Origin of the sequence: Pseudoalteromonas fuliginea (genome assembly GCF_000690055.1) — a bacterium.
In the GTDB taxonomy this organism is placed as follows: domain Bacteria; phylum Pseudomonadota; class Gammaproteobacteria; order Enterobacterales; family Alteromonadaceae; genus Pseudoalteromonas; species Pseudoalteromonas fuliginea.
This window is the reverse complement of the sequence record NZ_JJNZ01000168.1, coordinates 1-376: the sequence shown is the minus strand read 5'-3', so window position 1 is coordinate 376 and position 376 is coordinate 1. Positions and strand designations below refer to the sequence as shown.

Here is a 376-nt window from a genome sequence, read left to right as displayed (position 1 = left end):
TATAGAAGATCAAAAAGCAGCTAAAACAATAGCGTTTGTAATTATGCCAAATCATGTTCATTGGTTAATTCAATTGGGAAATGAAAAATCCCTATCGGATGTAATTAAATCTTTTAAAGGTCGCTGCTCCAAAACTATACGCGATCGTTTAGGGGTACAAAAACTATGGCAACGTAACTACTACGACCATATGATTAGAAATGAGGATGATTTACTTAATAACGCTAGGTATATAATTGCAAACCCTTTAAGGGCTAAAATCGTCGATAAAGTTGCTTCGTATCCCTACTGGGACTGTATTTACATAAAGTAAAAAGCGAGGTGTGAAACCTCACCTACAACATACGCCAACCCGTAGGTGCGAATTTACTTCGCG

Annotated in this window: 1 protein-coding gene; it reads left to right on the top strand. The window is 37.0% G+C overall.

Translation table 11 applies throughout. The features are described 5' to 3' along the window. The coding region (locus DC53_RS00230) for an REP-associated tyrosine transposase (RefSeq protein ID WP_045984510.1) at positions 1–313 on the top strand (313 nt) is incomplete at its 5' end. Positions 314–376: the final 63 nt, after the last annotated feature.